The sequence below is a fragment of the Listeria farberi genome (assembly GCF_014229245.1).
GTDB lineage: Bacteria > Bacillota > Bacilli > Lactobacillales > Listeriaceae > Listeria > Listeria farberi.
Window position 1 is genome coordinate 129,044 of the sequence record NZ_JAARZJ010000002.1, and the last position, 24,351, is coordinate 153,394.

Sequence of the window (24,351 nt, forward strand, 5' to 3'; positions counted from 1 at the left end):
AAAAATTTCTATTAACTTCTCAGTCCTCTTCCTTTATTGATTAAATACCAACAAATCGAGTAAAGTACTACAATAAACAAAATGAGAATTGATAACGAAACTACCACTGGTACATCACTAACACCTAGAAAACCATAGCGAAACCCAGAAATCATATAGACAATCGGGTTTACTTTAGAAATAGCTTGCCAAATTGGAGGTAGCATAGAAATCGCATAAAATACCCCACCTAAATAAGTTAATGGCTGTAACACAAAAGTCGGAACAATCGATACATCATCAAATGATCTAGCAAAAATCCCGTTGATTAACCCTGCAAGTGAAAATAAAATGGCAGTCATTAAAAATGTGATAATTCCAATTGACCATGAATGAATGTGTAATGGCACAAAAACCATCGAAATAAGTGTAACGAGCGCACCTACTAAAACACTTCTACCAATCCCACCAATCAAAAAGCCCCAGATAATAATATGGGTTGGTACCGGCGCAACAAGAATTTCCTCAATATTTTTCTGAAACTTCTGCGAGAAAAAAGAAGATGATACATTGGCGTAAGAACTCGTAATAACAGACATCATGATCAGCCCAGGAACGATATATTCCATATAAGAAAAGCCGTTCATATCACCAATCCGACTACCAATCATTTTCCCAAAAATAATAAAGTAAAGCGACGTCGTAATGACTGGTGGCACAAGTGTCTGTACCCAAATTCGCATATAACGGTTGGTTTCTTTCGCCGCTAAACTTTTTAGCGCTGTATAATATAGATTAAACATGTTTCTCCCCCACTTGATGTTTTTCTTCTGTAATTTTTAAAAATAGTTCTTCCAGACGATTCGATTTATTACGCATCGAAAGCACTTTAATACCGTGTTCGCTTAGTTGCTCAAAGATATGATTGACCCCTTGGTTTCGTTCCACCTCAACAGATAATGTTTGTTTATCTTCAAAAACATGATTATAGCCCGTAATTTCGAAAGCTTCTTCATATGGCTCTAAATCGAAAATAAACGTCTCAAATTGTAATTTAGAAAGTAGTGATTTCATGCTGGTATTTTCAATCAACTCCCCAGACTGAATAATACCGATATTACGACAAAGCATTTCCGCCTCTTCTAAATAATGCGTCGTCAAAATAATCGTCGTACCGCTTTCGTTCAATTCTCTTAAAAACGTCCACATCTCACGTCTAAGTTCAATATCAACACCAGCAGTAGGTTCATCTAAAATAAGCAACTTCGGTTCATGCATGAGAGCACGCGCAATCATCAAGCGACGTTTCATCCCGCCTGAAAGCATCCGCGCACGTTCATTACGTTTCTCCCACAAATTCGATTGCTTTAAGTATTTTTCGCTACGTTTGATGGCTTCCTTCCGAGAAACCCCGTAGTATCCAGCTTGATTAACGACGATTTGTTGAACTGTTTCGAATGGATTGAAGTTAAATTCTTGCGGAACCAGCCCGATTTGCTGTTTTGCCCGGACAATATCTGTATCGAGATCATAGCCAAATACGCTTACTTCACCTGATGTTTTATTAACTAGCGAAGTAATAATACCAATCGTCGTTGATTTCCCGGCACCATTAGGACCAAGTAGCGCATAAAAGTCCCCTTCTTCTACCGTTAAATCAACACCGCGTAACGCTTCGACTCCAGTGGAATAAATTTTTCTTAACCCTTTTATTTCAAGTGCATAAGTCATGTAATTGCTGTCTCCTTATAAATTATGATTCCTTTATTTTAGCACTTATTCGCTAATAAGAAAAAATAATCGTCTTTTCACTGAAATGAACGCGAAAAGACGATTATTTTGATTTAATATCTACTCATCGTTCTTCTTGATACTCCTAAAATTAGTAAGAACCAGCCAACGACAAAGCAAACACCACCGATAGGCGTAATCGCACCTAAAACGGATACTTTGGAAATACTTAAAATGTACAAACTGCCGGAGAAAAAGACAATTCCGATCGAAAATAAAATTGCTGCCCAAGCATAAAGCCGACTAGCTTGTTTTTCCATTAGTAATCCAACGATTAAAATACCAACTGCGTGAAACATTTGGTACTGAACCCCTGTTTCCCAAGTACTCGCATAACTTCCAAGCATGTCTTTTAAAGCATGAGCCCCGAAAGCCCCGAGTAAAACTGCCAGCCCTGCAAAAACAGCTCCAGTAATAATTGTTTTTTTCATACTTTCCCCCTAAAAATCAAGCAACGAATCTCCGTTCGCGCCGTCTTCTAACTCTATTTTTTCACCATCCATACTTGCGATTTGCACCGGTTCTGTTGGCTGTATAGCTATCGGTTCTACTGCCGTACTTCTCTCATCGCTCGTTTTTGCAAGCTGAACAAGCAACATCAAACCATGCAAGTGCTTATCTTGGCTCGCTTTGGTAGTTGCTGCTTTTGCTTTCGCTAATTCACTTTCCATTTGTTCAAAAATCTTTGAATCTGAAATAATCATTTTTCCGCAACCTCAATTGTTTTAATTACGCGAGCTGGATTACCTGCGACAACCACATTATCAGGAAAGCTTTTCGTTACAACTGCTCCTGATGCAACCACGACATTATTTCCAAGTGTAACACCCGGATTAATAATTGCTCGACCACCAATCCAAACATTATCGCCAATTTCCACTGGTTTACCAAGTTCAAGCCCACTATTACGTTCTACTGGATCAAGCGGATGCGTGGCTGTATAAATATGAACTCCTGGCGCCATCATACAGTTATCACCAATATGTACTTCACAAACATCTAAAATCACACAATCAAAATTAGCATAAAAATTTTCGCCAACATAAATATTAGAACCGTAGTCTACTCGAAAATCTGGTTCGACATAAACATTTTCTTTCGTTCCGCCAAATAGACGTTTCAGCACGCTTTTACGAGACTCTGAATCCATTGTATCGTTAATCTCTCTGCAGAACTTACGCGCACGACTTCTTCCGTGTACAAGCTCTCTGTCGCTAGGATTATACATTTCTCCTGCAATCATCTTTTCTAGTTCTGTCTTCATCCTGACACATCCAATCCACGTTTTATTCTTATCCATTATAACTAAATGAAAGACAGAAATATAGTAAAGTAATCGCAACACCCAAAAAACTACGCGCAGCTACCTTTTGTGCATTTTTCTTAAAAAAATGATATTCTAGTGAGGTAGGTAAAATTGGGGAGGAATTTAATATTATGATTAAAGTTATTGCTTCAGACATGGATGGCACTTTACTTAACTCTGATATCGAGATTGCACAAGAAAACGTCGAGGCAATCGAAAAAGCTCGCGCCAAAGGAATTCATTTCGTTCTTTGTACTGGGCGTATGTATGATGATGCCATGGGTTTAATTAATAAAGTTAATTTATATGCACCAGCTATTTGTATGAATGGTGCAGAAATCCGCGATGAACATGGCAAAATAATTTTACAACATCCGATAGATAGAAACTTAGCACGAAACACTTACAACACCTTGACAGAACTTGGCATGTATACTGAATTTTTCACTGATATGGGCCCAATCACAACAGATAAAGCTCGCGGTAAAGAATTCATGATTGAAATGCACAAACGCATCCACCCAGACATTCCAGCAGAAACGATTATGGATAAAGTAGAAGAACGCTTTGAATCAAAAGACGTACACGAAATTCCTGATGTAGAACGCATTTTAGGCAATAAAGATTTAACGATCCTTAAATTTATTTCCTTCTCTTCTGATAAAGATATTCTTCTAAAAGCGAAACAAAAATTAGAAAAAGAATCCGAACTATCCGTAACATCTTCTTTTTCCGATAATATTGAAATCACACACCGCGAAGCACAAAAAGGTATTTCTTTACAATATTATGTAGAAAAATTAGGCGTAACACTTGATGAAACTTTTGCAATTGGAGATAATATGAATGATATTTCAATGCTAAAAATGGCTGGTTATAGTGTTGCTATGGGTAACGGCGAAGAAGAGGTAAAAGAATTAGCAGAACACGTAACCCTTTCCAATGATGAACACGGCGTTGCAGCAGCTATTTATAAAATGTTAGAAACAAATGACTAATATTTATTCTTAGGAGGAAATACGAATGACAATCAAAAAAACATTAACCATTGCAGGTTCTGATTCAAGTGGCGGTGCTGGTTTACAAGCAGACTTAAAAACATTTGAAGAATACGGCACTTATGGTTTTAGCGCAATCACAACAATTGTAACAATGGATCCAGACAACAACTGGGCACACGGCGTGACACCAATTGATGCGCAACTTGTTCGTGAACAATTAAAAACAATCCTTTCTGGCGGCCCAGTTGACGCAATGAAAACAGGAATGCTTGGTTCAATTGACATCATTAAAGCAACTCGAGAAGCCATCGACAAATACGATTTAAAAAATGTTGTAATCGACCCAGTTATGGTTTGTAAAGGTGAAGACGAATTAATCCAACCAGAAAACGCCGAGGCTATCCGTGATTTGCTGCTTCCAAAAGCAACAATCACAACACCAAATCTATTCGAAGCAGGCCAATTGTCCGGTCTTGGTAAATTAACTACATTAGATGATATGAAAGAAGCAGCAAAAAAAATCATCGAATTAGGTGCTAAATTCGTAGTTATCAAAGGCGGAAAAGCTCTAGAAAGCGACAAAGCAATTGATTTACTATACGATGGTAAAGAATTTACTATTTATGAAGTAGAAAAAATCTCTCCAAGCCACAATCACGGTGCTGGTTGTACTTTTGCAGCCGCTATCACAGCTGGACTTGCAAAAGGATTAACAGTTGAAGAAGCTGTCGCAAAAGCAAAAGATTTTGTCACTGCAGCTATCAAAGGTGGATTTGCACTAAACAAATTCATCGGTCCTGTTTGGCATGGTGCATATAATAAAGCCGAAAATAGATAATACAAAAACCGCCCAGTGCTCGGGCGGTTTTTTGTTTTCTAAAAATACCATTCTATCTTTATTTTACTTTTTTAGTTCTATGAAGGAATACAAATAATCCACCTAACAAAAGGATGCCCAAGCCTACTAATAAGCTGCTTTCTAATACGTTATCTCCAGTTTTTGGAAGTGATTCTTTTGGTTGTGTTGTAATTTTATTAGAAGCCTTTTCTTGTGTGGTTACTTTTTCTGCTTTAGGACTTTTCACTTGGGGTTGCGCTTCTTCTTTCACTGTACTGTTACTATTATCATCTGTTGCTTTCCTATTATTGGTATCATCTGTTGTCGAAGTATTATCGGATGAATTAGTTTCATCATTTGTATCTGCTGAATTGTCAGGAGCCGGTGTGACATCTGTATCATCATTTTTTTCATAAACATACGTAACCGTTTGTGCCTCTTTACTAAACACTCCAGTTGCATTATTAGGTGTTTCCTTTAAAGTCCAACCATCAATCGTTTTTGCTTCTGAAGTATAGTTATCATCCACATTACCACTCAATGTTTCAACAGATGCTAGTTCATTTCCTTCTGTGTCAACGTATTTTACAGTAATATCCGCTCCAACTTCTACTTTCTTAAATGGTACTTGCAAATAAACTTGATCACCATCTTGTTCAAAAGTGACTAATTTACTTAGATTTTCTTGATACATTGCTTCATCAAATTTATATCCTTCAAAGTTTCGTGTAATATAATCTAAATCAAAATTCGCTGGTGTTAGCCCAACTGCCTCTTCAAATTGAGCGGCATCTATATCTCCGTTCATGTAGTCTACCATGTAATGTAGCAAATCGTTCCATAAAATAGTAGGCGCTTCGGGAGTATTTCTCAAATCTTTATAAGTCGTATTTTTCGCTAAATCACCGAATGTTACGGTGTCAGATGGGACACCATCTGGGTAGGCATAACTTAAGTCTAATGCGGACTTAAGTTCCCGGCGGCTACCATCAGGAGCATAAAACGAAATACCAACCGTTCCTTTATTTACTTCACTTTTCGTTTTTGAGTAGGTGTACGTAACTGTTTGATTAGTTTCAGCAAATTGACCATTTTGATTGCTAGGAAGTTTTGTTTCGTCTACTTCATATCCATCAATCGTTTTTGGTTCTGAGGTATAGGCTGTATTTAAATCACCGGTTTTCACTGTATCCTCTGCTAATTTATTTCCATCACCATCTACATATTGGATAGTTGTTTTAGATTTTGTGTTTACCGAATAATTGAAAACTCCACCGTTACCTGCCCCGTCGTAATATTCAAGGCTAATGCTGCCTGTTCCAGCTTTTGTTGGTGTTCCTGAAAGTATTATGTCTGCATATTGATAGTGCGTGCCGTCTTCACTTAGCGGTCCATATTTCACATCATAACTAATTCCGTTCATATTAGATAATGTTACTTTCACGTCAGAAATATAGCTGCCCCATTCACTATTTGGTAATGCTTGATCTTGAAGATGTATCGTTTTGGTAATTTCTTCTCCAACCGTTTGTTCTAAATCACTGGTAGCAGTTAAGGCTTGCTTGTTTACGGATATTTTTGGCACAGTAGCTTCTTTTTTTACCTGTTCTTCTCCATTTAAACTTGTTGCGAAAACTTGGAATGGTGTCTGGAAAACTAAAGCTGTACCGAGAAATATTGCTCCTATTTTACCTAATTTCATTTTTTTGCCCCTTCAACTTTATAATTTCAAGTTTTCTAAAAGATGTAATTATCGTATAGGTCTTACTTGATTTGTAAAGTATATCAAAGCTGAAGAGAGCTAATATGTGTAAAATACACTCCATAATATCAATCATGTGTCGTTTTTTCGAATTATTAATTTCGCCAGCAATTGCTGCTTTTTTATTCTATAACCAATCCACATTCTCGCTATTTATAAATCGCGAAATGCGGACAAGTATTTGATTACCATTCATTTTAACCTGTCCTTTTCTTTCTAACTTTTGTAGGTATTTGTATAAACTTTTCCTCGAAATATTACTATAAAGCGACAATTTATTCTTATTAATATAATCAGGCAGTAGATAAAACTCATTTTTCACTTCTAATTCTAAACTTTGGCATAACTGCTGTAATGAATATGCTAATCGATCCTCTGATTTAAGATCATTTTTCATTAATTCGAACATAAAACTCGCGGAATTATCCATAATCGCTCGCATTAATTTTTCAGAATAAGAAGGTTTGTTCGCTGCATGATTAAGAAAGAATTCACGATGTAGTAAAACAATTTGAGCAGGTGTTTCAGCAACTAGCTTTAATTTATTTTGCACTCTTAATTCGTATGGAGATTGATATATGACATTATTCTTCCTAAAATAATGCAGAATTTGTTGATGTTCATTTTCCATACGTAAGACACCTTCTAAAACTAAAATAAAATGCGCCTCTAATTTTTGTATTTCAAATACTTCCGATATATTTAGGTCTTCTCTAATAATCCAAACTTTTTCTAGGATATTATGTTCTAACTCTCCTATCAACGTTGACCAATCGTCCATTTGCCTCACCACCATCAAGTTTATATTTTCCTAACTGCATTCATATTTTGTTAATATACCCTTTTATCCATAAAAAAATCGTTTCTCGTGTTTCTAAAAATACGAATGATTCAAATTTGCAATTTATCTCTTCTCTAGTGGTTTTAAGCTGCAACCAGCACAAAAAACGCAAGTGAATTCACTTGCGTTTTTTGTCTATTTTCTTCTAAGCAAATACCATACTCCCAAACAAAGAACCCCACCTAAGATAGCTTTCGAATGTGTATCCCCTGTTCTCGGGAGTTGCGTTGTTTTCTTGATAACAATATTCTCTTTGGTTTTTTGCTTAGTAGGCGTCTCAGCTGGATTTTCTTCTATAACAATTGGCGCTTTTTTTGCTTCTACAATATGCACGATAAACGTTACTGGATCAGCTGGGATACCATCTTCATTTACTGCATTCAGTGTCACAGTATAGCTTCCCGGCGTTTGCCATTTCACTTTATCAGGAGCATCAGAAGTAATAGCTGAGTTATCATTAGTATCTGCGCGAACTTCTTTTAATAGCTCTGTTTCATTTTTTATTATTGTGGAATCATAGGTTATATCTGGATCCACCGTAATAATTGGTGCTGGACTCTTTAAAATATGAACGATAAATGATTTTGCTTCTGCTGCCACGCCGTCTTCATTTACCGCATTCAAGGTAACCTCATAATCACCTGGCACACTCCATTTTACTTTATCATTCATATCTGAAACAAGAGGTGAACCATCGTTTGTTTTGGCGTTCACTTCTTGAAGGAGTTCCGCTTCCGTTTTAGTTATTGTTTTCGGATACGTTATTTCTGGGTCTACTGTAATAATTGGTGCAGGGCTTTTCAAAACATGAACGATAAATGATTTTGCTTCCGCTGCAACGCCATCTTCATTTATCGCGTTCAAAGTAACTTCATAATCGCCTGGCACGCCCCATTTTACTTTATCGTTAATGTTAGAAGTTATCGTCGAATCATCATTTGTTCGCGCATTTACTTCATTTAGTAATGTACTCTCATCTTTTGTCACTGTTTTATCGTAGGTTATTTCTGGGTCTACTGTTATGACTGGTGCGGGATTTTTGGAAATCTTAATTGTTACGGGAACCGGATCTGCTACTTGATTATCCTCATTCACTGCGGTTATAAGAACTGGGTAATCTCCCGGAATCCCCCATTTCACATTCGTTAAATCACATTTTATATCAGCTGGAATATCTGTTTTTGCTTCCACATCTTCTAAAAACTCTTCCATTGTCCTATTCACTGTTTTACTATATTCGATTTCAGGAAGTGCGCTAATGACAGGTTTTTGGAGTGCTTTTATTTTGTATAAAACATCATTTTGGTAGCCACGCTTTATTTGAATACTTAAATTATCCGCTGTTTCAGATAGTTTATTAGGAGAAGTTACCTCTAATAATTTATATTTATTAGTATTCAAAAGAGTATCATAGGCGTGTTTATCCACGTTTTGGACGGAGTTATGTAAAAAAGGTTCTGCTATTTCAAATTTACCGTCTTGATTGACTTTTCCTGGGGTTGTTACAGTACTATAATCATCAAAAGTAACCGGATTGCCTAATTCATCCTCAAAACGTGTCGTTACTTTCCCAAAAAAAGCAGCTGTCATTTTTGTATCAGCATTATTCACTGGATAGAATTCTAATGACTTAGTAGCTGATGATACGGAAGAAAGACTAACCAAGTATGGATCTGTTGTTCCAGGTTTCCCGTCCACATTCGTATCAATATCAAAACTAACACGTGTTTTAGTAGAAATACCTTTAAACGGAATAGTGCAATTCATTTGGAAAATAGGACCGCCTACAAATGGAGTTCCAACATCGTATGTAATCGTGCCATAATCCACGCCTTCTATACCAACTCTATAAATCTCCTTTGCTTCATCCCAAACCTCAACTTTAATATTTTGCACATTTCCAAGCGGAATTCGTTTTTCAAAAAGCGGATATGATACTAAAATTTCTGTTTCGTAATTCACTTTGCTACTCGGCTTTTCATATACTAAAATCGCATGATATAAATCGCCACTTTTTTTAGAAAAATCGCTAATTCCAACTGGTGGCCAGTCACTTGCCATATTTACGTTCAATTCCACACTGCTCGTCCCAATATTTTTAAAATTTTTCGCAGCACCACTATAGGAAAGATTAATAACGTTTTTATCGCCATGCGCCGGCATCACCTGTATTTTAAAATTCGCATCAAAGCTTTTTATAAAAAAAGACTCAGAATCTTCTGTAAAAACAAAGTGCAATGTTGGCGAACCGTTAATTTTTTCTACAGTAACCTTACCAACTACTTGTTCGTTAGTTCCCGCTGTTGGGTCAACATCCACTTTCAAATCATAGGCTTTCTCTGTAGAGAGTAAAGCGTCAGATGATAAAGTAATATTAAAGTAGTCCCCTTTTTGGAAAGAATTCCCTCCAAAAGCTACTTCTAAAAAATAATTGAGTTTTTCATTATAGTTTTCCTTCGCCGTTAGATTTTGACCATTTGATTTATAAAAACTGACAGATTTAATGAGATCATCTCTCTTATTATTAGTATCTGCTTTTGCGGACCAATCCACCGGCGCTAAAATTATCGAACAAATTACACTAAGCGCGATAATAATATGTAAAATTTTCTTCAAATACATCTCCTCCTTTGTAGTATGGTTTGTCTGCCTCAATTTCCCCTGTTTTCTTGCGTATCCTTGTAGCTAACTAAGAACAATTATACCTACTATGAGGCCCGTTTCAGTCCATTAATATAAGCAATTCCATCTTAAATGTGACTAAAAATCAACAAAAAGTACTCCAAAGAAAACATTTCTCTGTTAAACATAAAAAAACAGTTATCCTCTATTTATAATTAAGAGAATAACTGTTTTTCGTGATTTCAATGCAACCACTTTCATTCCAATACAAAATTCAATCTTTACTAGGGGGATTTTCAAAAACCGCAATCGCTTCTGTCAAAATAGACAACTCTTCCTCAAGTAATACTCGCTGTTTTTTAAGTTCCTGTGCTTGCAAGATATTTAAGATTTCGTTCGATTCAATATTATCATCATTATTAAATTTTTTAACCCATTTTCCAAAAGTTGAGTTAGGGACACTAAATTCCTGACAGATACTATGCTTCGTTTTTCCTCTGCGATATAAAGCAACCAAACTTTTTTTAAAATTCTCGTCATATTTTGCTTTAGCCATAAAACTTCCTTCTTTCTATAGTTAAATATCATAAAAAAAGATCTAAACGAATCTGTTCTTCAGTCCTAATATATCAAGTTTTTCAACCATTTTTTCATAAAGTCCTAAAAATAGGACTTCTTCCACCACATTTTCTATGCTACGATTTAAAAGTAAAATGGCTGTTAAACTCCTTGCCACACCTCTTAGATGCAGCCCTCATCTAAATTTTGAAACAGAAGGAGTAACTTGAATGAATGGGTATGGAAAAACAGTGAGAGATATTCGCACTTCGAAAGGAATACATCAAAAAGATTTATACGATAATATCATTTCCAAATCCTTCGCTATCGAATTTGAAAAAGGAAAGCATGATATCACTCTAAGCTTATTTGAAAAAATATTAAAACGAATGAATATGGATTTAGATGAATTTTTCTATATCCATCGAGAGCTTTCTGAATCGGCAGAAAAGAATTATTTGTGCATGAATCAAGAACGAGGAAACATCTATGACCTTGCGAGTTTAGAGCTACTTTATAGTCAATTGTCTCAATATAACGGAGAATTAGCAGAAGTATGGAAAGCGTTTGTTCGCTCAAGAATAAAAATGGTTGAACATCTATTTAAATATAATGAATTCACCGTTGACCTCATTACACCAGAAGATAAATGTACCATCCAAAAATATTTATTTTCGATTGATACGTGGACATTAGAAGAACTCAAGATTTGCGCTAACTCCATCTATTTTTTTGAAGAAGATTTACAAATTCAATTTTTAAATCAAGTCATAAAAGCAATTCATCCTTATAAAAACTACGACCGGGCTAGACGTGTTTTATGTACGCTTTTAATTAATACGATTGAAATGTTTATTTCGCGTGGTCAAGTATCCTCTGCCAGCAAACTCATCATCCTGTTAGACTCTTTATGTATTTATAATGAAAGCGCCTTTTACCGAAATATTTCCCATTTTTTAAAAGGATTAGTAAAAATGCAGAACAATCACATCCAAGAAGGTTACAAGCAAGCAAAAAAAGCCATTCAAATTATGAATGACCTCCGTTTTGAAGAAATTGCTTATTTATATGAAATTTTATTAGATCAGTTTATCAGGTTAAAAGGTATAGATATTCTTAAGAGCTAGCTTTCTAACAGCCACGATTCATTCATACTTTTGTCTTTCCCAAAGTGCTTTCCGTGAACATCAATGACTGAGTGCCATTCTTTACACAGTTTATGTGGAACATTTTCGGTTATCGGCATAAATTCTTCGCGCATTTGTTCGTAGGTTTTAAATTCGCCAAAGCCTAACCTAGTAAATAGTCGTCTAGCGTATAAATCAGCAATAAAAACATTACGTTCAAAAATATACAGCAACATTGCATCGGCCGTTTCTTCCCCTACACCTTTAATACCTAGTAGTTCTTTGCGCAAATCTTCTGTTGCATAAGATCTAAATTTATCCAAACTAGCCCCGTGACCAACAAACCAATCGATAAGTGCTTTAATATAAAGGCTTTTTTGTTTATAAAAACCCGCTGGATAGATTAACTCTTCTAGTTTTGCCGTATCCATCTTGGTTAAACTATCTAAATCTAAATAAGGTGCGAGATTGGCTAAAGCTTGATTAGCATTTTTCTCGGTTGTACGCTGGATTAATATCATCGAAAGCCAGTCAGCAAGACGATTGTCATCTTCCCACCAATCTTGATAACCATAAAGCTCAACTAAATTATTTAAAACCTGCACTTTTTGCTTATTTATATTCAACCATTATCACCTCTCACTAAAACTAGCCTATTAATCCTTTCACTGTAGCATAATATTTTGCTAATATCTATTATCGCTAATCTTTCAAAGTGAACAAAAAAAGAGAAAGCCATTCACATGTTTTCTCTTCAAATAATCTGTTTTAATAACGTACTCGTTCCATCATCCGATAACCCGGAATCCGTCCTTATTACCTATCATATCGGGCATTAATTCAAATAATTTCTTACTATTATCCGGTTTATTTCGAACAATCACTTGCATAAAATAATCATGCACCATTAATGTGTAACCATGTTCTTTTGATGTGATTGCGTATCCTTCTACATCATTTTCAGAAATAAATAGCCAACTCCACTGATACTTTTCACGGACAGCTTCTCCATACAGCGACCCTAAAATATAACCAAGTTCCTCCGCCAAATCGAAGTCTGGTGAGGTATCTTTTAAATATTTGGCTATTTTTTCAATTCGCTCTTCTGGAGTTCCGTCCGTTTCGAGCATCACTTCGCCTTCTTCTTTTAAACGGATAATTTCTGCTTCTTCCGTTTTTGTTAGTTCTCGCGCAATAATCGCCATTAGAAACACCCTTTCCTAACCCATTATACCTTAAAAGTTCAATCTTTCGCATCCGTTATGGTCGTCATGTATAATGAAAGTAGTACAGCAATTTTTTATATTTAGGGGGCTATTTTTTTCATGGAACAAAATAAAGAAAAACTCACAAAACCGACATCAGAAAAAAACTATTTTTGGCCGATAATGATTATTTCATTTGTTGCGGTTGTAGTAATTTTACTACTCTTCTTCTCACCGATTGGGTATCAAGGAGCAGTACATTTCGACATTACTATCTTCCCACGCATGAACGCCATCTTTAATAGTTTTACCTTTGTATTTTTAGTTATTGCACTTTGGGCGATTATAAAAAAGAAAAACATTAAGATGCACCGTGGCTTTATTTTAGCAGCATTTACATCCACTTTATTCTTCTTAGTAACTTACTTAACGTTCCATTATCTCTCAGCAGAAACTTCTACGTTTGGCGGAACCGGGATTATCCGACCAATCTACTTTTTCATTTTAATTACACATAGTTTCTTAGCTGCAATCGTCGTTCCATTAGCGCTATTTGCACTTGTTTGGGGCTGGACAATGCAAATTGAGAAACACAAAAAAATCGTTCGCTGGACTATGCCGATATGGCTATATGTCAGCTTAACTGGCGTACTAGTTTACTTATTTATGGCACCTTATTATTAAAAAAAGTATCAAATGAGCTCTTTTAATGAGCTCATTTGATGCTTATTTTTTTACTGAAAAACTTTTTGTAATGACATTTTCCTCCACAACAACTCCGTGAAGTTCCCCGCCAAAAACAGCGCCGCCATCAATATCAAGTCGAGTTCTATCTTCAGAAACCCATATTCTAGCACTTCCATCATTATGTAAATTTTGCACGGGAGTATGCCCAAAGATAAAGACTTTCCCGGTTTTATTTTTCCCAAATAAAAATGGTTCCCGAATCCAGAAAAAATCACGTTCCTCCGTATCTTGCCAATTTGGTTTAGAAAAATCTACTCCCGCATGGACAAATACATATTTACCTTCTTCATAATAAAGTGGCAAATGTCGAATGAAATCAATGAGTTCAGAAGCTTCTTCTTTTACACGTTTAGCTAATCCTTCTGGCGTCATTTTTTTGTCTGATGAGTCAGCGATTAAAGATTGGATTGTTTCCATCCCACCTTGGCTTAAATAATAATGCATTTTTTCAGAAGGGTTATCTAGAAAATCAAGCAACATTTGCTCATGGTTACCTTTTAAAACTATCACTTCTGTCTTATCAGCCAGCTCTTTCACGCGTCTAAGTACTGCTGCCGGATTTTCCCCGCGGTCAATTAAGTCCCCTACAAATAAAAGCCGCTCTTGCTCTTTATTCCAGTTTTCTAGTAGCTCATCTAAAAGTGTAATTTCACCATGTACATCTCCAATAGCAAAAATAGGCTTCATCGTTATACCTCCAAACCCTCGTAAAAGAAACGCCCTTTCGCTAACATAACATTAGCAAAAGGACGTCTTTTCCTTATTTGGTATTACCTTCTACTTTTTTAATTTTTTTCTCTACTTCAGTAATTTCGTGACGTAATGCACTTAATCTTACTTCAGCAGCGTTAATTGGTCCATTTTGAAGTTGTGGATCTTCAAATTCTCGTGTTTCACTTAAAGCTTCTTGATATTGTTGCCGCAATGCAATTAATTGATCTTCTAACTCTCTTAAATTCTCATGGGCCATCTGCGCCACCTCCAAATTATTCATACCATATAACGTTACTTTTCCCTTATTAAAAGAAAATTAATCCTATTTTAAACATTTTTTTATAACACTTCATATTGCTGTATTAGTGCCTAAAAGTATGCTATTTTAAAAGTAGGTATTTTTGCTATTATACTTAAAATAAATTAAAAAGGAGTTTTCATTATGATGACTATTTCACAAGTAAAACAGACAGCGAAAGAGTCGCTACGTGGCAACTGGGGTATTGCCATTGGGATATTTGTTCTTGCATGGTTAATTGAAACTGTTGGCGGAGGGGTACTTGGTTGGATTCCTGTTGTTGGCTGGATTGCCCTGTTTCTATTGACAGGACCACTTTATACGGGGGTCGCTTGGGTATACTTAGCAATTAGCCGCCGTGAACAACCTGATGTTGCCTATATGTTTAGTGGCTTTAAAGAATTTGGTCGTACGTTTTTAGCTTACTTACTTATTTCCATTTTCACATTCTTATGGAGCTTATTACTCATCGTACCTGGAATTATTAAAGCTTATTCCTATTCGCAAACATTCTTTATTTTACGAGATAATCCTAACATCTCGGCACTTGATGCTATTACAGAAAGTCGCCATATGATGAACGGACATAAAGGCAGACTATTTGGTCTTTCCCTTACATTCCTTCTTTGGTATTTAATTCCTTTAGCTGTAGCAATTGCAGGTTCTGTCATCATTGCTGGTGGTATGGCTACTACTTCTTATACAACTGATCCTGCTGAATTAGTTACCGCACTTGCTGCCGGAGCTACATTTGGTGGTCTCGTATTAATACTTGCCTCTTGGTTAATTACTCTTGGTATTTCACTTTATGTTTATCCGTATTTAATAACTTCTATCGCTGTATTCTATGATGATTTATATGCAGCAAGCGAAGGCACTTATACTGAAGAAACAGTTATTGTGGAAGAAGAAATTGATCCATTTGGTACAAGAGAATCTGATCCTTTTGTAGAAGACACTCATCCAGAGGGATTTGGACCTGAAACAAAGGTAGAACCCGAAACACCAGAAGTTCCAGAAGCTCCTGAAACGAAGGAAGCACCAGAAACTCCTGAGACTCCAGAAACTCCTGAGACTCCAGAAGCTCCTGAGGCTCCAAAAGACAATAATGAACCAAAATAAAATAACAGCTGGCGGACTGGAATTTCTAGTCCGCTTTGCTTTGCCAAATGATCGTTCCGCAATAAATAAATTAATGGTAAATACTGCGCGCTGGTTAAAAGAATCGGGTTCGACCCAGTGGAGCGATATTTTACATGGATTTGATGTTCATAATATTGAACAACGGATTGAGCTTAGCGAGGTTGCCCTTTTTGAGGCGACTGATGGAAAACTAGCTGGAGTAATGATTATCAGAAAAACGCCGAGTGACTGGGATACGGATTTATGGGGTGATAGGCATGAACAATCAGCTTATTACTTACACCGAATAATGGTATCAAGAGATTTTAGTGGCATTTCTTTAAGTAAACAAATGATTAGTTTCGCTGAACAATTGGCGCTTAACATGTCTGTTCCGTTTGTTCGGTTAGATTGCATCAAAACAAACAAAGCCCTTAATCAAATGTATCTGCGTTATGGCTTTATGTTTTCTGGTGAGAAGAACGGGTTTAATTTATATCAAAAAGAGCTGTCACTTTTGTGACAGCTCTTTTATCGATACGCTTGAATTGTAAGTTCAGCAAACATGGATTTAATTGTCTTCCTAGCTATTTCGGTTTTATCTTGCGCGAGTAGCTCATATATTTGGCTGCTTTTTTTATTGGTCCATTCTCTAATTTCAACTGATTTAAAAATATTAATACCATCCGAAAAATGAACCATTTGAAAGAAAATATCTTTTGCAATCTTCACTTGGTATGGGTTTTCAGCGAAACTAATTAAACAAAGAATAAAACGATGATGAGCATCAAAATAGCTTTTGACATCTGTTAAATAAGAAAATCGTTCCATTTCTTGTAAACGTTCATATAATTTTTCTATGTCTACCTTCAAACCGAAGTGTTCTACTTTTACTATTGCTGCATCAACTAAAATATCAATAGTGTCCATTAATTGCACATAGCGATCTGAATCAATAAGTACATCATTTAAAACGGCCCCACTATTTTCGTGATAGCTAACAATACCTTGAGCTGTGAGAGTAGCAATTGCTTTTCGAAGTGGGGAGCGACTAACTCCGAATTCAGTAGCAAGTTTTTCTTCAGCGAGATGTTCATTACAAACTAAATCGCCTTTTTTAATCTTTTCGAGAAGTAAGTTATAAACCATTTTATCTAATGTTTTATATTTATTCACTATTAATTCCGCCCCCTGTTCGCTAGTAATTATATCATAGAAAAATTGTTAGTGAATAAGCTTGCTTCGTTTTGCTTTTTCGGATAGTTTTGGTACTATTTTGTCGAGCGGTTTTTTGAGTAACAAGCCTAATGCAATAAACAAGATGGCAAATCCAGCAAGAACGCTCATGTCAATCCAAACAGTTGGCATATAAAGCCCGCCTACACTTTCCCTGATTAAACTAACAGCATAAGTGAACGGCAAGAACGGATAAATCGCTTGGAAAAATGGCGGTGAAACTTGAATTGGGAAGTTTCCGCCTGCTCCTGAAATTTGTAGCACTAACAAGATAATCGCAATCCCTTTTCCGACGTTATTAAATAAAGATACGAGTGTGTAGACAATCGTCATGAAGACTACACTGATAAACATGCTAAAGAGCACATGAAGTAAAGGTTCGGTGATGGAAACACCAAGCAAGAATATGTTTCCAAGCGTAACAATAAGAGCTTGCATTAACCCGATTGATAAGAACGTTAATAATCGGCCAAAATAACGATGGTAATGACTGAAAATACCCGCTGGCACCTCTACATCAACGCGTAGTAATGAAATAAGTAAGAGCGCCCCAACCCATAAACAAAGTGCTGTATAAAATGGCGAGCTTGCCGAGCCGTAGTTTGGAATCGGATAGTAACTTGTTTCTTTTAAGTTAACTGGGTTCGCAATAAAGGAACTATCTTTATCGGCATCATTTCTAAGCATTTTAATAATACTTTGCAAATCATAATTTTTATCAAAATCGGTAATTTTATTGGCGGCATTATTAATTGCTTTTTCAAATTCTGGCAGTTCTTCTCTGGAAAGATTTGCTGCAATTTTAATGGCTTTTTCGAACTCTGGCATTTTTTCTTGAATAAGATTGGATGCTTGATTTATTTCTTTTTCGAGTCCTGGTAAATCATCGCGAATGAAGTTGGCTGCTTTTTTGATGTTAGCTTTTACGCTTGGATAATCGTTTTGATAAAAATTAGCTGCTTCGTTAATACCCGCGATAATTGTATCTAGTTTCGTATTAATAACTTTAGTTGCTTCATCCAATGTTTTCTGGATTTCTGGCAGTCGCTCTTGAAATTCTTTTAAATACGTTTGCCCAGTTTGCAGTGTTTCTCTGGAATCTTTCAATACTTGAGTAATTTCTGGGATTTTTGCTTGCAAGTTTTGTAGTAATTTTTGGCTGTCTTTTAAGTCACCTTGAATTTGATTTAAGCCAGTTTTGATTGCTGGAACAATCTCCGAATCATAGTTTGCTAAAATTTGGTCTAATTTTGCGCTAACATTTTTGGCTTGTTCATTCAATTGATTTAAAAGTTCCTCAGCCGGTTGTTCGCCATTTTCTAGTGCTGTGCGTATTTTTGTGATTGTTTCTTTTTGTGCGCCTAGTTGGCTATTAATCGTTTTTAAGTTTGCGATTAAATCTGTAAATGGCTTATTCGGTAAAGTTTCATTTAAGCTTTCCAAAGTCGCAGTTTGTTTTGTAATCATTTGTTGTAAGGAATCAATGTCGTTTTCCATTTTCTTCAGTTCTGAAATCGCTTGTTCGGAGTTGATAGAACCATTTTTGATTGCTTCTGTTACTTGATAAATATTATCTGCCATTTGCTTCATTAGCGTTAAGTTTTGTTTAATGGCAGGCGCTAATGTATCAAATGACTTATTAATTTCGTCTGCAAAATCGGATACTTTATCGACATATCCACTACCATTTTCAGCAATTTTTTCAACTGTCGGAATCGCCGCTGTCGCAGTATCAATCACATCAAGCGCCTTGCCTGATTCATTTACTGCGTCATTGACTGTTTTTTTGATCGTTCCGAAGTTTTCATCTACTTCTTTTACTGACTCTGCAATTTGTTTAATTTCTGGGATTTTCTTTTGGAGCACAAGAATATCTTGCCCAAGTTGATCGATTTTCGGTAGCTGTTCTTCTACTAATAAAACGTTTTCTGTCGCTTTATTTAGTTCAGGTATTTTTTCATTTAGCTCAACAATTTGGTTCGCTTTTGTTTTTAGTTCAGGTAATTTGGCTTCAATTTTAACAGCCTCTGCGCCCATTTTTTTAAGTTCTGGTAAAGCATCTTGTACTTGGAATACTTTGGTCTTTAAACGTCTAATTGTCGGAAGCTCGTTTTCAAGGTCAATCCCTGCTTTATTAAACTCTTCTAAAACAGCCTTACTCACCGTCCCTACAAACTCGGAACTAATTTGGTTAACAATCGTTGTTGCTCCACTTTCTGTCATTTTTGGTGCGATAGCATTGATTTTTTCATTAACCGAGTAGTCAATTGTTGGTTTTTTGACGTTATCACTTACAACCGAAACCATATCCTCTGAGAAATTTTTCGGAATATGAATTGAAGCATAATATTTTCCGCTTTTTACACCTTTTTTCGCTTCTTCTTCACTAACAAAAGTCCAACCAAGTTTTTTATTTTTCTCCAGTGTTTTCTTAAGCTGATTCCCAACGTTCACTTGTTGAGGATTTTTTCCTGGTACGTCTACTTCTGCGCCTTCATCATCAATCGAAACAGCTACTTTGATTCCTGATGTATTGGAATAAGGATCCCAAAGAGCTTCAATATTAAACCATGCATATAACGACGGCAAAATAATTAAGGCAATAACTAATAATAAAGCTAAAGGCGCTTTAAAGAGACGGCGCCAGTCTAAAATAAATATTTCGTATACTTTCCGCATCAAAAGCACCTCCTGTATATAAGCAAATCATTTTAGAAATACTATCTAAATGTACGGATAATATACAAATTCACTAATTTTTGCATTACCTCTTTTGCTAAGTCATATTTCTTTTCTACCATGTAAAAAGTAAGTTGTTCTAACGTATCCATCGTTTCTTCTTCCAAAAGCACTGGTATTATTTTAATATCTTTTTGTGCTTTATTAAAGAAATCACGTTTCATTTTCCGTACAATATCTTCTGCATAACTATTAGCTAGTTGTGCGACAAATTGTAAAAGCCATTTGCTCAACAAAGTTAAGTAAGCATCCACGTTTTCTTCTTTTTGAATAATCCTCATTTCTTTTAGCAATTCATTGCCTTGTTCCGGTTTGTAAGTCAAATTTTTACTTCTACATTTTTCAATGGTTTGCGCGACGAGTATTTCTGCCATTTCGAGTAGTTCGATAAAACGACCAGCGCTCATGCTACTTTCAATCACAATTGCCCCCCGGTTCAGCTCATATTCGATTAATTCTTCGGATACTAAAACCGCAATTGCTTTTCTGACAGGAGTTCTACTAATAGATAATTCTTTTGCAATACCCGCTTCTGAAATATGTTGCCCAACATGAAGCTTCCCACTGAGAATTTTTTCTTTGATTGTATAATATGCTAATTTTTCGTATGTTTGTTTTTCCATGCTCATCCCTCGTTTTCTATATATTAAAAGTATTTTCTACGCCAAAAAATCACTGTTACCCCCGTTGTGATTAATAACGTAAATAAAAGAATTAATGCAAACGCGTGATCATTATGCATAAATGGCAACTTAATATTCATCCCGTAAACGCTCGCCACAATAGTTGGTAAAGATAAAATAATCGTAAAAGATGTTAAAAATTTCATCACGATATTCAAATTATTAGAAATAACAGAAGAAAACACGTCTGACATGCCACTAATAATTTGCGTATATGTATCAGTCATCGCAATGGCTTGTTTATTTTCAATAATAACATCCCTAAGTAAATCATGGTTATCTTCTTGTTGCATAAAATGTTCCACATCTTCCATTTTATCGAGTATTGCTTTATTCGATTGAAGTGCTGTTGCAAAAAAAACTAAACTTTTCTGAACTGCCATAAACGCATACAGTTGTTCATTTTTCATCGACTGTTTAATCTGTAATTCTAAATTATTTGTTTGTTTGATGATTTGATTTAAGTATTTGAGGTAATAATAAGATACAGCGTACAATAATTTTAACAAAAATTGTTTATGGTTCGTTGTATCGTAAGTTTCTAGTTTCATGGTACGAACATCTTCTAAGATAAGTAAGTCGCGCAAAGAAATCGTGACTAGATAGTTCCTCGTTAATATGATACCTATAGGCAATGTTTCATACATCGTGTAGCCAAGTTCATCCTCTGATTCATATGGATAGTCGACAATAACTAAGGAGTGTCTTACATCTTGTTCTGCTCGTTTTAATTCTATTCTTGAGCGTTCCTCTGAATCAAGGGCATCTAAGATATAAGGTCTTGGCACATCCATTTCTTTACTTAATTGCTCAATTTCTTCTTCTGTTGGAGCGGTTACCTTTACCCAGCAACCATCTTCTAACTCGGATAATTGCTCCATTTTTTCGTTCGTTGTTTTAAAATATTCAATCATTTGTGTATCTCCTTTCTTCTAAGTTCTTTACAAAATATTTCATTTATGTTACATTATTATTAATAATAATTCATTTATGACGAAGGAGCGATGAAAATGGAATTTATGTCAATGATACTTACTGGAGTTGTTTTAGCAGCAATTATCTCAGGACTATCTTTTATAGTTGGTAAACTAGGTGGCTTATCTTGGTTTTGGATTGCTTTTTGTGCAAACAGCGGTTTCTTTATCATTTTTATCCTTGTACAAAATTCATTTCCAGATAATGCAGCTTTAGCTCTTTCATATTTAAATCTTGGAATCGGCGTAGTTTTAATCGCTTTAACACTTTTCCAATCAAGCAACTGGCTTTTCAAGAAAACAATCCAACGAAAACATTAAAATAAATAATCTAATCTACCTTTCCCTTATTATCGCATCAAAAAACTGTTTAAGCTCATTTTTCGCTTAAACAGTTCTTTTTTTATTTAAAGTGTATCATAATTCCATTTGAATCGGTAACTGAAATTGCTTCGTCTAATTGTTTTACTTCATAACCTTGTTGCTTTAAATTCGTTGTTATCGCTTCTTTGTCTGGGGTGGTAATTGTAAACCAAGCTAGGCCAACTTCATTCTCACGACGATTTTCCAAATTACGCCCAGCCCACATATTTGAGCCAATATGATGATGATAATCACCTGCTGCAAAAAATCTTGCTGATGGAATGGCTGTTGTTAAATTCATGCCAAGCGCTTCTTTATAAAATTGCTCTGCCTTGTCTGCATCAGCTACCTGTAAATGAACATGTCCGATACTTGTCCCACTTGGCATTCCAGTGAAAGGTTTTCCAGTTGCGATTTTTAATAAGTCATCCACATCTACTTGCTCTGTTACCATGGGTAAATTCCCAGCACTATCACGCATCCAACTATTTTTTGGCCGATCAGCGTAAATTTCAATACCGTTTCCTTCAATATCATGTAAGTAAAGCGCCTCACTATATGCATGGTCCCCCGCTCCGTCAATCGGATAACCTGACTGAGCTAAATGCACGAGTACATCTGCTAAACTTTCTCGACTTGGTAATAAAAATGCAGTATGGAATAATCCAATCCTCGGTACTTCTGGAACAACGGCACCCTCTATTTTTTTTAGAACTAGTAATGCCTCATTCGAACCATTTACTCCTAATCTCACCATTCGATCATTTTCTTCTAATAAAGTTAGACCAATTACTTCTTGATAAAAACCTGCCATCTCTTTTAAATGACCTACATTTAAGACAACTTCGCCTAATCGTAATTTTTCATTAATTTTCACCATGTAAAAACGCTCCTTTTATTGTAATACATTCATTACAACACAAGGAGCGTCCAAATACCAACAAAACGACTTACAAAAAGTAAGTTAATTATTTTTTAAGTAATTCACTATGTTTTCTACCATATGCAAAGTACACAATTAATCCGATTACAAACCAAATCCCGCAAAGAATCCAAGTGTGAACAGATAAGCGGCTTATGAGAAAGGCGCATAGTAAAAATGAGATTATTGGTAGCACAGGATAAAATGGCACTTTGAAGCCTGCTTGTTGAATGGAATTATTTTTGCGCAAGAAAATAATTCCGATAGACACCATCATAAATGCTAAGAGAGTTCCAATATTGACTAATTCAGCCAATCTATCAAGTGGTACAAGTCCACTAATAATTGCCACAATGACTGCAAAAATCCAGGTGTTTTTGACTGGGGTTTGATATTTTTGATTAATTTCTGCTAGTACTTTTGGTAATAAACCATCACGTCCCATTGCAAAAATCAATCTTGTAGCACCGTAGCTCATTACTAAAATAACTGTAATCATACCAACTACAGCTCCGAGTGATACAATACCAGCCACCCAATCTTGATTAATCACTTGCAAAGCATAAGCCACTGGATCAGTAACATTTAAAGCAGTATATGGTACCATTCCAGTTAGAACAGCTGAAACAGCTACATATAAAATAGTACAAATAAGTAGCGATCCTATTATCCCAATCGGCATAGTTCGTTGCGGGTTTTTCACTTCTTCTGCGGCGGAGGAAACAGCATCAAAGCCTAAATAAGCAAAGAATACAAGTGCAGCTCCGTTCATTACACCACTAATCCCAAACGGCATAAATGGTTGCCAATTATCTGGTTTCACATAAAATACGCCAACTACTAAGAAAAGTAAAATAACACCTACTTTGATGGCTACCATAATTGTATTCACACGTGTTGATTCTTTTATTCCAAGTGTTAATAAGAAAGCTATCACTAAAACGATAATAATTGCCGGCAAATTAATAAATGTACCTACTTCTGGATTAAAAGACCCAGATACTGCTTCAGGGATGGAAATATGAAAACCTGAAAGTAACGCATTTAAATAAGAAGACCAGCCACTTGCGACAGATGCCACAGCAAGCCCGTATTCTAAAATAAGTGCCCAGCCAAGCAACCAGCCGATTAACTCGCCAAAGACAACATAGCCGTATGTATAAGCGCTCCCTGCAACCGGAACACTAGATGCAAACTCTGAATAACACATCGCAGCAATCGCACAAACAATCGCAGCAATGACAAAAGAAAATATAATCGCCGGTCCAGCATTTTTTGCAGCTACAGTACCAGGTAAAATAAAAATCCCGGTTCCAACAATTGCTCCAACACCTAGTAAAGTTAAATCTAGTGGTCCTAACGTTTGCTTTAAATGGATGCTTCCACTTTTATTATGCATTAAATCTTCTATCGGTTTTCTTCTAAACAATGAATTCATTTTGTCGCCTACCTTTTTACGATCTTCTAAAATAGTATACTTTTACGCTTTAAAGGTCAATAGAATTGTGAAAAAAAATACAAAA

At 35.7% G+C, this 24,351-nt stretch carries 26 protein-coding genes; 7 read left to right on the forward strand and 19 right to left on the reverse strand.

Going from position 1 to position 24,351, the window contains the following annotated elements; translation table 11 throughout:
* Nucleotides 1–11 precede the first annotated feature (11 nt).
* The 5 genes from HCB45_RS02465 to HCB45_RS02485 form a co-directional block, all read right to left on the reverse strand.
* The gene (locus HCB45_RS02465) at nt 12–782 is read right to left on the reverse strand and encodes an ABC transporter permease (RefSeq protein WP_185318154.1); all 771 of its coding nucleotides are present in this window, start codon (nt 780–782) and stop codon (nt 12–14) included.
* Nucleotides 775–1,710, reverse strand: coding sequence for an ABC transporter ATP-binding protein (locus tag HCB45_RS02470; RefSeq protein ID WP_003765547.1), 936 nt, complete (start codon nt 1,708–1,710; stop codon nt 775–777). Before HCB45_RS02470 ends, HCB45_RS02465 begins: the two co-directional genes overlap by 8 nt.
* Nucleotides 1,711–1,823: 113 nt before the next feature.
* Complete coding sequence (locus HCB45_RS02475) at nt 1,824–2,201, reverse strand: DUF423 domain-containing protein (RefSeq protein ID WP_185318153.1); 378 nt, start codon at nt 2,199–2,201, stop codon at nt 1,824–1,826.
* A gap of 9 nt (nt 2,202–2,210) precedes the next feature.
* Nucleotides 2,211–2,474, reverse strand: coding sequence for a DUF5327 family protein (locus tag HCB45_RS02480; RefSeq protein ID WP_185618581.1), 264 nt, complete (start codon nt 2,472–2,474; stop codon nt 2,211–2,213).
* Nucleotides 2,471–3,034, reverse strand: a complete 564-nt coding sequence (locus HCB45_RS02485; protein WP_185318151.1) for a maltose acetyltransferase domain-containing protein — start codon at nt 3,032–3,034, stop codon at nt 2,471–2,473. The genes HCB45_RS02480 and HCB45_RS02485 overlap by 4 nt, the downstream gene beginning before the upstream one ends.
* A 173-nt stretch (nt 3,035–3,207) precedes the next feature.
* On the opposite strand from HCB45_RS02485, the gene HCB45_RS02490 reads away from it, so the two are divergent.
* Together HCB45_RS02490 and pdxK are read left to right on the forward strand one after the other, a co-directional pair.
* Nucleotides 3,208–4,074, forward strand: a complete 867-nt coding sequence (locus tag HCB45_RS02490) for a Cof-type HAD-IIB family hydrolase (protein WP_185318150.1) — start codon at nt 3,208–3,210, stop codon at nt 4,072–4,074.
* Between the two features lie 25 nt (nt 4,075–4,099).
* Nucleotides 4,100–4,915, forward strand: a complete 816-nt coding sequence (gene pdxK, locus HCB45_RS02495; RefSeq protein ID WP_185318149.1) for a pyridoxine/pyridoxal/pyridoxamine kinase — start codon at nt 4,100–4,102, stop codon at nt 4,913–4,915.
* 58 nt (nt 4,916–4,973) lie between these two features.
* Here the strand turns inward: pdxK and HCB45_RS02500 are convergent, their stop codons facing one another.
* The 4 genes from HCB45_RS02500 to HCB45_RS02515 all read right to left on the reverse strand — a co-directional run bounded on the left by HCB45_RS02500 (nt 4,974) and on the right by HCB45_RS02515 (nt 10,696).
* Nucleotides 4,974–6,617, reverse strand: a complete 1,644-nt coding sequence (locus HCB45_RS02500; protein WP_185618583.1) for a MucBP domain-containing protein — start codon at nt 6,615–6,617, stop codon at nt 4,974–4,976.
* Between the two features lie 187 nt (nt 6,618–6,804).
* A complete protein-coding gene (locus tag HCB45_RS02505; protein WP_185318147.1) occupies nt 6,805–7,458 on the reverse strand; it encodes a cyclic nucleotide-binding domain-containing protein in 654 nt (217 codons plus the stop codon).
* Between the two features lie 195 nt (nt 7,459–7,653).
* Nucleotides 7,654–10,134, reverse strand: a complete 2,481-nt coding sequence (locus tag HCB45_RS02510) for a LapB repeat-containing protein (RefSeq protein ID WP_185618585.1) — start codon at nt 10,132–10,134, stop codon at nt 7,654–7,656.
* Between the two features lie 280 nt (nt 10,135–10,414).
* Entirely contained in the window at nt 10,415–10,696 is a 282-nt protein-coding gene (locus HCB45_RS02515; RefSeq protein ID WP_003765800.1) for a transposase, read from the reverse strand.
* 232 nt (nt 10,697–10,928) lie between these two features.
* On the opposite strand from HCB45_RS02515, the gene HCB45_RS02520 reads away from it, so the two are divergent.
* A complete protein-coding gene (locus HCB45_RS02520; RefSeq protein ID WP_185318145.1) occupies nt 10,929–11,825 on the forward strand; it encodes an Rgg/GadR/MutR family transcriptional regulator in 897 nt (298 codons plus the stop codon).
* Here HCB45_RS02520 and HCB45_RS02525 read toward each other — a convergent pair.
* Entirely contained in the window at nt 11,822–12,451 is a 630-nt protein-coding gene (locus HCB45_RS02525) for an endonuclease III domain-containing protein (protein ID WP_185618586.1), read from the reverse strand. The two genes, HCB45_RS02520 and HCB45_RS02525, sit on opposite strands and share 4 nt — an antisense overlap.
* A 162-nt stretch (nt 12,452–12,613) precedes the next feature.
* The gene (locus HCB45_RS02530) at nt 12,614–13,030 is read right to left on the reverse strand and encodes a hypothetical protein (RefSeq protein ID WP_185618588.1); all 417 of its coding nucleotides are present in this window, start codon (nt 13,028–13,030) and stop codon (nt 12,614–12,616) included.
* Between the two features lie 120 nt (nt 13,031–13,150).
* Between HCB45_RS02530 and HCB45_RS02535 the strand changes: the two genes are divergently transcribed.
* Nucleotides 13,151–13,714 carry a DUF420 domain-containing protein gene (locus HCB45_RS02535; RefSeq protein WP_003724396.1) on the forward strand — a complete coding sequence of 188 codons (564 nt, stop codon included), beginning with the start codon at nt 13,151–13,153 and terminating at the stop codon, nt 13,712–13,714.
* Nucleotides 13,715–13,756: 42 nt separating this feature from the next.
* Here the strand turns inward: HCB45_RS02535 and HCB45_RS02540 are convergent, their stop codons facing one another.
* Nucleotides 13,757–14,464, reverse strand: coding sequence for a metallophosphoesterase family protein (locus HCB45_RS02540; protein ID WP_185318143.1), 708 nt, complete (start codon nt 14,462–14,464; stop codon nt 13,757–13,759).
* A gap of 73 nt (nt 14,465–14,537) precedes the next feature.
* Nucleotides 14,538–14,747, reverse strand: a complete 210-nt coding sequence (locus tag HCB45_RS02545; RefSeq protein WP_185318142.1) for an Lmo0654 family protein — start codon at nt 14,745–14,747, stop codon at nt 14,538–14,540.
* 189 nt (nt 14,748–14,936) lie between these two features.
* On the opposite strand from HCB45_RS02545, the gene HCB45_RS02550 reads away from it, so the two are divergent.
* Both HCB45_RS02550 and HCB45_RS02555 read left to right on the forward strand, forming a co-directional pair.
* Entirely contained in the window at nt 14,937–15,911 is a 975-nt protein-coding gene (locus HCB45_RS02550) for a DUF975 family protein (protein WP_185618744.1), read from the forward strand.
* Nucleotides 15,898–16,434, forward strand: a complete 537-nt coding sequence (locus tag HCB45_RS02555; protein ID WP_185618590.1) for a GNAT family N-acetyltransferase — start codon at nt 15,898–15,900, stop codon at nt 16,432–16,434. Before HCB45_RS02550 ends, HCB45_RS02555 begins: the two co-directional genes overlap by 14 nt.
* An 8-nt stretch (nt 16,435–16,442) precedes the next feature.
* Here the strand turns inward: HCB45_RS02555 and HCB45_RS02560 are convergent, their stop codons facing one another.
* The 4 genes from HCB45_RS02560 to HCB45_RS02575 are packed head-to-tail and all read right to left on the reverse strand — an operon-like array spanning nt 16,443 to nt 21,483.
* Nucleotides 16,443–17,090 carry a GntR family transcriptional regulator gene (locus HCB45_RS02560; RefSeq protein ID WP_185618747.1) on the reverse strand — a complete coding sequence of 216 codons (648 nt, stop codon included), beginning with the start codon at nt 17,088–17,090 and terminating at the stop codon, nt 16,443–16,445.
* Between the two features lie 45 nt (nt 17,091–17,135).
* Complete coding sequence (locus HCB45_RS02565) at nt 17,136–19,826, reverse strand: YhgE/Pip domain-containing protein (RefSeq protein ID WP_185618592.1); 2,691 nt, start codon at nt 19,824–19,826, stop codon at nt 17,136–17,138.
* A 41-nt stretch (nt 19,827–19,867) separates the two neighbouring features.
* Entirely contained in the window at nt 19,868–20,509 is a 642-nt protein-coding gene (locus tag HCB45_RS02570; RefSeq protein WP_185618594.1) for a GntR family transcriptional regulator, read from the reverse strand.
* A 23-nt stretch (nt 20,510–20,532) separates the two neighbouring features.
* A complete protein-coding gene (locus tag HCB45_RS02575; RefSeq protein WP_185318138.1) occupies nt 20,533–21,483 on the reverse strand; it encodes a magnesium transporter CorA family protein in 951 nt (316 codons plus the stop codon).
* A 96-nt stretch (nt 21,484–21,579) separates the two neighbouring features.
* Between HCB45_RS02575 and HCB45_RS02580 the strand changes: the two genes are divergently transcribed.
* The gene (locus HCB45_RS02580) at nt 21,580–21,864 is read left to right on the forward strand and encodes a hypothetical protein (protein ID WP_185618596.1); all 285 of its coding nucleotides are present in this window, start codon (nt 21,580–21,582) and stop codon (nt 21,862–21,864) included.
* 82 nt (nt 21,865–21,946) lie between these two features.
* Here HCB45_RS02580 and HCB45_RS02585 read toward each other — a convergent pair whose 3' ends face one another.
* Nucleotides 21,947–22,786 (reverse strand): VOC family protein, encoded by an 840-nt coding sequence (locus tag HCB45_RS02585; RefSeq protein WP_185618598.1) that lies wholly within the window; start codon nt 22,784–22,786, stop codon nt 21,947–21,949.
* 88 nt (nt 22,787–22,874) lie between these two features.
* Nucleotides 22,875–24,266, reverse strand: a complete 1,392-nt coding sequence (bcaP, locus tag HCB45_RS02590) for a branched-chain amino acid transporter BcaP (RefSeq protein ID WP_185318135.1) — start codon at nt 24,264–24,266, stop codon at nt 22,875–22,877.
* Nucleotides 24,267–24,351: the final 85 nt, after the last annotated feature.